An 8,740-nucleotide genomic window follows, 5' to 3' on the forward strand; every position below is an offset into this window, starting at 1 on the left:
CGCTCACGACTGCCAACCCAGACCGAGTGCCTTGTGCAGCGAGACAAAGTCCTTGAGCAGCTGCGCGTCGCCGCCGATGCGATTCTGCTCGGCGTCGAAGCGCGTGCGTTCGGCGTCCAGCCAGTCCAGGGTGCTGGCAGTGCCGGCGCGATAGCGTTCACGGGTGAGGTCGGCGGCGCGGGCGGCGGAGGCTTCGATGCTGCGTAACAGCGCCAGGTTCTGGCGGTCATGGCCGTAGCGCGACAAGGCCACATCGGCATCGCGCAAGGCCCCCAGCACCACGCCGCGGTATTGCGCCTCGGCCTGATCGCGACCGGCCTTGGCGCTGTCGACGCTGGCCTGCACGCGGCCGAAATCCAGGGCGTTCCAGGTCAGACGCGGCAGGGCCAGCCAGGTGCCGTTATCCTTGCGCACCAGGTGCGAGGGGTCGCCTGCGGAGAATCCCAGGTCACCCATCAGGCTCAGCTTGGGGAACCAGTCTGCGGTCTTTTCGCCAATCTGAGCGTTGCTCGAGGCCAGCTGGCGCTCGGCGGCGCGGATGTCCGGACGCTGCTTGAGCAGCGCGCCGGGGTCAGCGATCGGCAGTTGCGCAGGCAGTCTCGGCAGCGCCTTGACCGGACCGAGGCGGGCGTCGAGTTCACCCGGCTCCAAGCCGCACAGGGCGGCCAGTTGATCCTGGGACTCGATGATCTGCGCCTGCAGCGGCAGGCGTTGCGAGCGGGTGGTCTGTTCCTGGGTCAGGACCTGTTCGAGCTGCAACTGCGAAGCGACGCCACGGCTGCGACGTTGCTGGGTCAGGTCGAGCACCTGGGCCTCAAGCTCGGCGCTGGCATCCACCAGGGCCAGGCGCGCCTGCTGTTCGCGCAGCCCTACGTAGGCTTGAGTGACCTCGGCGGTCAGTTGCACCTGGGCATCGGCCAGTTGTGCGGCGGCGGCATCGCTGCTGGCCGAGGCCGCTTCGATGGCGCGGCGGGTGCCACCAAACATGTCCACTTCCCAGCTGGCATCGAAGTCCGTCAGATACAGGCTCAGGGGCCCGCGGCCGCCGCCCCCTTCACCGCCGGTGAACGACGATATATCCGGGGAGCGCGTGCGCAGCATGTTGGCGCTCAGGCTGGCTTTAGGCATGCCGCTCGCCTGCTGGCTGCGCAAGCCCGCGCGCGACTGCTGCAAGGCGGCGCGGGAGGAGGCGATGTCCGGGTTGTGCGCCAGTGCCGCGCTGATCAGCGCATCCAGCTCAGGGTCGGCCAGGCGCTGCCACCACTGCGCGACGGCGGGTGCGCCGGGCTGCTCCTGAGGTGCGTGGGGCAGGCGCCCGGCTTGCACCGTGTGCTCGCCCACGGCCGGCGCACCCTGGTAATCCGGGCCTACTGTACAGCCGGCCAGGGCCATGAGAATCAGGGTCGACATCAGAGAACGCTGGATCATTTCTTCAAACTCGCCGGGCGCTTCTTCAGGGTCAATGCCAAGGGCACGCAGGCCAGCAACGCCAGGCCCAGCAAGAAGAAGGATTCGTTGTAGGTCATGACGGTCGCCTCGCGGGCGATGGTGCTGGCCAGCTGCGCGTAGGCTTGCAGTTGCGCCAGGGCAGCATCACCGCTTTGCGCCAGGAACGACGCGCTGCTGCTGGCGATGTGCTCCTGGCCGATGCTGCTGTTGGCGCTCAGGGACTCGCGGATGACCTCGTCGTGATAGTGGCTGCGGCGGTCGATCAACACGCCGAGCAAGGCCAGGCCGATCGAGCCGCCGAGGTTGCGCGCCATGTTGTACAGGCCCGCCGCGTCACCGGCCTCGTGGGCCTCGACGGCCGCCATCGAGGCCTGGTTGAGCGGCATCATCGCCAGCATCTGGGCGAAGCCCCGCAGGATCTGCGACAGATAGAAGTCATGGCCGACGCTGTCGGCGGTGAGGCTGATGTCGAGCATGCAACTGGCGAAATACAGCAGCAGGCCGATGCACACCAGCGCCCGTGCCGAGTAGCGGTTGAGCAGGGTCGGCAAGAACGGCATCAGCAAGAACGCCGGCGCCCCCGACAGCAGCATGATTCCACCGGCCTGCTGGGCGTTGTAGCCAGCGACGGTTCCGAGAAACTGCGGCAGCAGATACGACACGCCGTACAGCCCGGCGCCCACCGCCGCGACAATGATGATGACGCTGGCGTAACGCGGATTGCGCAGCAGGGCCAGGCGCACAATAGGCTTTTTGGCGGTGAACTGGCCGGCGGCGATGAGCACGAAGCCGATCGCCATCAAGACGCAGAGGGTGGTGATCATGGTCGATTCGAACCAGTGATCGCGTTGCCCTTCCTCAAGCACCACGGTCAGCGAGCTCAACCCCAGCGCCAGGCCGAGGATGCCCAGCCAGTCGGCCTTGAAGAACTGCTCAAGGTCCATCCTGTCGGAGGTGAGCCCGGTCCACAGCAAGGTGATCAGCGCCGCGCTCACCGGCAGGTTGAGGAAGAAACACCAGCGCCAACTGGCGTTTTCGGTCAGCCAGCCGCCCACCACCGGGCCCATCAATGGGCCGAGCAGCACGGTCAGGCCGAACATCGTCATGCCGATCGCCATCTGGTGTGCGGGCAGGCGGGTACGGATGATGGTCTGGGCGGTCGGGATCATCGCGCCACCGGCAAAGCCCTGGCCGATCCGGCCGATGATCATCGCCGTGAGGCTGTTGGACAGGCCGCAGTACATCGAGCACAGGGTGAACAGCACCGCCATGGCCATGAGGAAACGACGCAGGCCGAAGACCCGCGTCAGCCACGCCGCCAACGGAATCATGACGATTTCCGAGAGCAGGTAGCCGGTAGAAATCCAGGTGCCCTCGGTACCGGTGGCGCCAATCTGCCCCTGGATCTGCGGCAGCGCCGAGTTGGTGATGGAAATGTCCAGGGTGGCCAGCAGCGCGCCCAGCGAACCAGCGGCCACGGCGATCCAGTCGGTGATCGAGGCGTTGGCGGGTTTGTCGGCGCCGGCGGGGGGCAAGGCGTCAGCCACGGTCGTGGCCCTGGCTGCGGATATCGACGTCGACGTTGACCGACAGGCCTGGCACCAGCACCTGACGCACATCGTCGGGGATGTCGACCTGAATGCGCACGGGTACGCGCTGGACGATCTTGGTGAAATTGCCGGTGGCATTGGACGACGGCAGCAAGGCGAACTGCGAGCCGGTGCCCGGCGTGATGCTGTCGACGTGGCCCACGAGGTCGCGGCCGGAGAGGGCATCGACGTGCACGGTGGCGCTCTGTCCGGGGCGCATGCCACCGATCTGGGTTTCCTTGAAGTTGGCGGTCAGGTACAACGCCTGCACCGGCACCACGGTCAGCAGGCGTGTGCCGGGCTGGGTGAATTGCCCGACGCGCACGCTGCGGTCGCCGACGCGGCCATCGATGGGCGCACGCACCGTGGTGTCTTCCAGGTCGAGGCCGGCCTGGGTGGCGCTGGCCTGGGCCATCGCCAGTTGCGCGCGGGCCTGCAGCAGTTGCGCCTGCAGGGTGCCGACGCGGGTCTGGCTGGCGCGCAGGGCGGCTTGACGGGCGGTCAGGCTGGTGCTGGCGCGGGCCAGGTCATTTTGCAGATCGGCCAGGCGCTCTTCGGTCTCCGCGCCCGAACGGGCCAGCGGTGCGTAACGCTGCACCTGCGCCTTGGCATGGCCGGCATCGGCTTGAGCGCCCTGCATGTCGGCGCGGCTCTGGGCGATGCTGGCATCCTGTTGGACCAGGTCGGCCTCGGCCTTGGCCACATCGGCCTGACGCGCGGCGACAGTCGCCTGGGCTTCGTCGAAGGCGGCGCGGTACTTGCGATCGTCCAGGCGGGCCAAGGGCTGACCGGCGGTCACGGTCTGGTTGTCAGCCACCAGCACCTCGGCGATATAACCGCCGACTTTGGGCGCAACGGTCATGCTGTCGGCTTGCAGGAAGGCGTCATCGGTGCTCTCGATAAAGCGCCCGACCAGCCACCAATGCCCGCCCCACAGCACGGCGGCGATCAGGGCAGCGACCAGCAGCGACAACAGCGCCCAGCGGGCACGGCTCGATTTCTCGGGGGGTGAGGGCGGCGCGGGCTGCTGGGCGGTGGCAGGCAGGCTCGCGGTGGACTGAGCGGTCATGCAGGTGCTCCAAAATATTCCAAGTGGAATAAGTTGGAGTTTGGTGGAATTTTTGTCAAATGATATATTTTTGCCCTCGCGCCTATTTCAAATCCGGAAGCCTTTCCCATGGCAAGACACAAACCAGCGGCTGAAGGTGGTTACCAACGCGGTGAAGAGACCCGGGAGCGCATCGTCGAAGCGGCCCTGGGCATCTTCGGCGAGCGCGGTTACGACGGTGCTTCAACCCGCGAGATCGCCTCGGCGGCCGGCGTCAACGCGCCGGCGTTGCAGTACTACTTCGATAACAAAGAGGGTGTTTACGTCGCCTGCATCGAGTACATCCTCAAGCGCGTCTGGCTGCAGGTGGCGACATTCGTCGAGGCGGCGCAAGCCTTGCTGGCGGCGCCAGGTGTCGATGACCAGCAGTTGATCGAAGCGCATCTGCAGATACTCGGCAGCTTCTTCGCGTTCATTCATGACACCCCACAGTCGACCAGCTGGCGGCAGTTCATGGCCCGCGAGCACGCTGAACTGGGTCCGGCCACGGCTTTCGAGCGTATCGACAACTCGGTGCACCGGCGTATCGGTGACGTGACCTGCGCCATCGTCGGCCGTCTGACCGGCATGCCGGCCCAGCACGAGGAAACCATCCTGCGCACCTTCGCCATCAACAGCCAGGCCATGGCCTTCCGTGTGCTGCGCCGCAAGGTCCTGAAGGCGCTGGACTGGGACAGCATCGACCGCGAACGCATGGAGCGTGTGCGCGACCTGCTGGTGGCGCAGACGCGCATTACGCTGGAAGGCCTGGTGCGCCAGCGCGACGCCATATGACCCTGCGGCGGCGCGGCGGCGCAACTGCTGCCGCCGCGCTGAGTGGGTGTGCTAAACCGTGCTGCCCGGCAGTTGACTCAAGCGAATCTGCTGCATGGGCTCTGCAAGGATCTCCTCCAGCACCGGCATGGCATGGGTCAGGGTCGGCGCTTTCATATGGGCCTGCAGCGCCGCTTCGTCGTCCCAGCTTTCGTAGGAGACGAAACGCGTCGGGTCCTCAAGATCGACCAACAACGCATAGGCCTGACAGCCCGGCTCCTGCTGGAAATGAGGCAGTGCGGACTGCAGCAGGGTGTGCAGCTGCGCTTGCTTGCCGGGTTTGGCTTTCATGATGGCGACGACGTTCAGGGGAAGATTCATGGGGGTACTCTCGCAGGGTTAGTGCTTGAGACCGGCGCAGGGGGGCGTTCATTCAGAAAAGATGCGCTCCTTACCACCAGGATTCCTGGGACCTCCTCGATAAGCCCCATTGAAATCGCCCACCCACGGCAAGCACCGTTCAGCGCTATCTTCATTCGCAAGGCGATGAAACGATCTCGCCTGCTTGACAACAAATTGCATACAACCTACGTTTAATTCCACGTTTAAACCAATAAAAACCGGATTTAACCGGAAGGTTGTATACGATGTCTGCCTCGCACCTCACCCTCGTCCCTAGCGACGATCCCTATTCACTGATCAAGCAGGCCATCAGCGACGCCCGCTATGTGCCCGGAGAGTTCCTGCGCGAGTCGCGCATCGCCGAAGACCTCGGCGTCAGCCGTACCCCGGTGCGTGAAGCGATTCGCCGTCTCGAAGCCGAAGGCTGGCTCGAGGTCCTGCCCAACCGCGGTGCTCGGGTTCGGCGTTGGTCGATCCGTGATGTCGAAGAAATATTCGAATCCCGTCTGTTGATCGAACCCTACCTGGTCGGCCAGGCCGCCCTGCGCGTGACTGCCGAGCAGATCGCCGAGCTCGACGCACTGGCCGAGCGTACGCGCGTCATCGCCAGCCGCGGCCCCGACGCCGAACCCACCGACAGCTGGTTCGAAACCAACAAGCGCTTCCACGACATCCTCACCAGCGCCGCGGGCAATAGCCGTCTGTCCCAGTCGCTGCAGTCGATGAAGGAAGTGCCGCTGATCAAGTGGACCTACGCCAATTATCGCGACACCGACCGCGAGCGCAGCGCTGGGCAGCACATCGAGATAGTGCAAGCGGTCAAGGCGAGAAATTCAGCCTGGGCCGAGGCAGCGATGCGCTGTCACATTCTGGCGGCGCAGACCTCGCTGATGGCCAGGCTCGACCACGCCTTCATCGATCAGGCCCCCGAATAAAAAGCGCGGGCGCGCTAGCGGATCGCCCATCAGCACTGCGCCGAAACGGACCGGCATCGGCTGCCCCTCAGGGGCCATTACAACAATAAGAAACGGCAGGAGACTGCATCATGATCAGCACTGTAAACGCAGGTGCGCGGCTGGATCGGCTACCCACGTCGAGCTTCCATCGGCGCATTCTCTGGTTGATCGGCGGGGGCATGTTCCTCGACTCTTTCGACCTGTATCTGGCGGGCGGCGTGCTCGGCGAACTGGGGCGCAGCGGTTGGTCGTCGTTGATGCTCAATGCGGCGTTCCTGTCGTCGACTTTCATCGGCATGCTGATCGGCGCAGTCGCCGCCGGCATCCTGGGCGATGCCAAAGGGCGCAAGTTCACTTATCAATTCAATCTGGCGATTTTTGGCCTGGCCTCTCTGGCGGGTGCCTTCGCGCCGAACATGGAATGGCTGATCGCCTGCCGCTTCATCATGGGGTTGGGCCTGGGCGCCGAGATCGTGGTCGGCTATGGCTCGATTGGCGAGTTCATCCCGCCGGCGGTGCGCGGCAAATGGTCAGCGTATCTGTCGCTGATCACCAACGCCGGGCTGTTTTTTTCGACGTTCATCGGCTTCCTGCTGATCCCGACCCTAGGCTGGCGGGCGATGTTCGCCATTGTCGGGATCGGTGCGATGGTGATCTGGGTGCTGCGCAAAAAGATGCCCGAGTCGCCGCGCTGGCTGGAGTCCAAGGGCCGCTTCAGCGAGGCCAATGCGATCCTCGAGCAGATCGAAGCCGAGACCGCGCAAGGTCGGGCCCTGCCGCCGATCACCGAGACCTATGCCGCGCCGATCCGCAAGACCCGCATGAGCGAGCTGTTCGGGAGAGCGCTGCGGCGCCGGACCTGGATCGCTATCTGCATCCAGGTGGCGATCAATATCGTCATCTACGGGTTTATCGTCTGGGTGCCGACCTTCCTGTTGCACCAGGGCATCGACCTCAAGGCTTCTTTGGGCTACACCGCGCTTATGTCTCTGGGCGGGCCGGCGGGTGCCTTGGTCGGGGCGCTGTTGGCCGATCGTATCGGGCGCAAGAACGGCATCATCGTCATCTCTCTCGCTGCGGCAGTGGTGGGCTGGTTCTACGGTCAGTCGACCAGCATTACCATGGCCGTGAGCCTGGGTTTCGTGCTGTTTACTCTGACTTATTTGCTGGTTGCGCTGGGCATCGCCACCTACATCCCGGAATTGTTCGCCACTGAAAACCGCATGCGCGGCAGTGGTGTGGCAGGCGCCGCGGGGCGCATCGCCGGCATCGTGGCGCCGCAGATTGTCGTGGCCGTGTATGCCGTGGGCAATATCGAAAACGTGCTGTTGGTGATCATCAGTGCCTTGCTGATCATGGCCGTGGTGCTGTTTTTCTTCGGTGTTGAAACCAATCGCCGATCCCTTGAAGACATTGCTGTGCGGGTACCCGAGCGGACTCGTGCCGAGCATGCCATGGGCGTTACCAAAGACCTTCATCACTGAGTGGGAGTTGTCATGAGTTCATCCTTGAGAAAGCAATTGAAAGCCAAGCTGGCCGGCGACCAGCTGGTGGTCGCGCCGGGCGTGTTCGACTTGATTTCGGTGCGCATGGCCGACAGTCTGGGCTTCGACTGCCTGTACATGACCGGCTTCGGCACTGTGGCGTCCTACCTGGGTGAAGCCGACGCGGGCATTGCTACCTATACCGACATGATCAACCGGGTGACGGCCTTTTGCGCGGCCAGTCGGACGCCGATCATCTGCGATGGAGACACCGGCTACGGCGGCCTGCTGAACGTCGCTCACACCGTGCGCGGTTATGAGCGGGCAGGGGCGGCAGGTATCCAGCTCGAGGACCAGGAATTCCCGAAAAAATGCGGCCACACCCCGGGGCGTCGAGTGATCGCTCAGAGCGACATGGTGCAGAAGATTCGCGTCGCGGTCGAAGCGCGGCAAGACCCGGACATGCTGATCGTCGCCCGCACGGATGCGCGTACTTCGTTGGGGCTGGATGAGGCGATGCGGCGCTGCGATGCCTATCTGGAGGCGGGCGCCGATGTGCTGTTTCTGGAGTCGCCGGAATCCGAGCAGGAGCTTGAAACGATCGGCAAGCGCTTCGATGCGCCCTTGCTGGTGAACGTGGTCGAAGGCGGGCGCACGCCGCAATTACCACCTGCCGAGCTGCAGCGGCTGGGGTTCTCGCTGGCCATTTATCCTGCATCCGGGTTTCTTGCGATGGCTCAGGCGCTGCACAAGGTCTACGGCGAGCTGCGGGCGCGCAAGGGGACTGTGGGGCATATGGATGAGCTGTATTCGTTCGAGAAGATGTGCGAGTTGATGGGGTTTGCGGCGGTCTGGGAGTTTGATCGTCAGCATGCTCAGTGATCTGGGGATCATGCTGGCGCTGTTTGGGCGGGGTGGTTCCGCTTTCGAGCCGGCCTTGGGGTCGCCGCCCCCACCATTGGCCCCTCGCTGGCGCGAGGGGTTCCCGCGTGGAGGCAC

General features: G+C 64.5%; 8 protein-coding genes. 4 read left to right on the plus strand and 4 right to left on the minus strand.

The annotated features are described in order from the left end of the window. Nucleotides 1-3: 3 nt before the first annotated feature. Genes AC3WJP_RS10330 through AC3WJP_RS10340 form a run of 3 tightly spaced genes read right to left on the minus strand, consistent with a single transcriptional unit; the run spans nucleotide 4 to nucleotide 4,107 of the window. Nucleotides 4-1,428, minus strand: a complete 1,425-nt coding sequence (locus AC3WJP_RS10330; RefSeq protein WP_493720813.1) for an efflux transporter outer membrane subunit — start codon at nucleotides 1,426-1,428, stop codon at nucleotides 4-6. Further along, entirely contained in the window at nucleotides 1,425-2,996 is a 1,572-nt protein-coding gene (locus AC3WJP_RS10335) for an MDR family MFS transporter (RefSeq protein WP_493720814.1), read from the minus strand. Before AC3WJP_RS10335 ends, AC3WJP_RS10330 begins: the two co-directional genes overlap by 4 nt. Further along, the gene (locus AC3WJP_RS10340) at nucleotides 2,989-4,107 is read right to left on the minus strand and encodes an HlyD family secretion protein (protein ID WP_493720815.1); all 1,119 of its coding nucleotides are present in this window, start codon (nucleotides 4,105-4,107) and stop codon (nucleotides 2,989-2,991) included. Before AC3WJP_RS10340 ends, AC3WJP_RS10335 begins: the two co-directional genes overlap by 8 nt. A gap of 108 nt (nucleotides 4,108-4,215) precedes the next feature. On the opposite strand from AC3WJP_RS10340, the gene AC3WJP_RS10345 reads away from it, so the two are divergent. Next, entirely contained in the window at nucleotides 4,216-4,920 is a 705-nt protein-coding gene (locus AC3WJP_RS10345; protein WP_493720816.1) for a CerR family C-terminal domain-containing protein, read from the plus strand. A 51-nt stretch (nucleotides 4,921-4,971) separates the two neighbouring features. On the opposite strand, the gene AC3WJP_RS10350 is transcribed toward AC3WJP_RS10345, so the two are convergent. Then, entirely contained in the window at nucleotides 4,972-5,280 is a 309-nt protein-coding gene (locus tag AC3WJP_RS10350; RefSeq protein WP_493720817.1) for a putative quinol monooxygenase, read from the minus strand. 266 nt (nucleotides 5,281-5,546) lie between these two features. Between AC3WJP_RS10350 and AC3WJP_RS10355 the strand changes: the two genes are divergently transcribed. The 3 genes from AC3WJP_RS10355 to AC3WJP_RS10365 all read left to right on the plus strand — a co-directional run bounded on the left by AC3WJP_RS10355 (nucleotide 5,547) and on the right by AC3WJP_RS10365 (nucleotide 8,623). Further along, nucleotides 5,547-6,236 (plus strand): GntR family transcriptional regulator, encoded by a 690-nt coding sequence (locus tag AC3WJP_RS10355; protein ID WP_493720818.1) that lies wholly within the window; start codon nucleotides 5,547-5,549, stop codon nucleotides 6,234-6,236. A gap of 110 nt (nucleotides 6,237-6,346) precedes the next feature. Next, entirely contained in the window at nucleotides 6,347-7,741 is a 1,395-nt protein-coding gene (locus AC3WJP_RS10360; protein WP_493720819.1) for an MFS transporter, read from the plus strand. Between the two features lie 12 nt (nucleotides 7,742-7,753). Next, complete coding sequence (locus tag AC3WJP_RS10365) at nucleotides 7,754-8,623, plus strand: isocitrate lyase/PEP mutase family protein (RefSeq protein ID WP_493720820.1); 870 nt, start codon at nucleotides 7,754-7,756, stop codon at nucleotides 8,621-8,623. The last annotated feature ends 117 nt before the right edge of the window (nucleotides 8,624-8,740 follow it).

The sequence above is a fragment of the Pseudomonas sp. GW821-FHT01A09 genome, assembly GCF_058986725.1.

Excerpts from the sequence above, each read along its gene's own strand:
- AC3WJP_RS10330 (WP_493720813.1), bottom strand. The coding sequence starts at position 1,428 with ATGATCCAGCGTTCTCTGATGTCGACCCTGATTCTCATGGCCCTGGCC.
- AC3WJP_RS10340 (WP_493720815.1), bottom strand. The coding sequence starts at position 4,107 with ATGACCGCTCAGTCCACCGCGAGCCTGCCTGCCACCGCCCAGCAGCCC.
- AC3WJP_RS10345 (WP_493720816.1), top strand. The coding sequence starts at position 4,216 with ATGGCAAGACACAAACCAGCGGCTGAAGGTGGTTACCAACGCGGTGAA.
- AC3WJP_RS10350 (WP_493720817.1), bottom strand. The coding sequence starts at position 5,280 with ATGAATCTTCCCCTGAACGTCGTCGCCATCATGAAAGCCAAACCCGGC.
- AC3WJP_RS10355 (WP_493720818.1), top strand. The coding sequence starts at position 5,547 with ATGTCTGCCTCGCACCTCACCCTCGTCCCTAGCGACGATCCCTATTCA.
- AC3WJP_RS10360 (WP_493720819.1), top strand. The coding sequence starts at position 6,347 with ATGATCAGCACTGTAAACGCAGGTGCGCGGCTGGATCGGCTACCCACG.
- AC3WJP_RS10365 (WP_493720820.1), top strand. The coding sequence starts at position 7,754 with ATGAGTTCATCCTTGAGAAAGCAATTGAAAGCCAAGCTGGCCGGCGAC.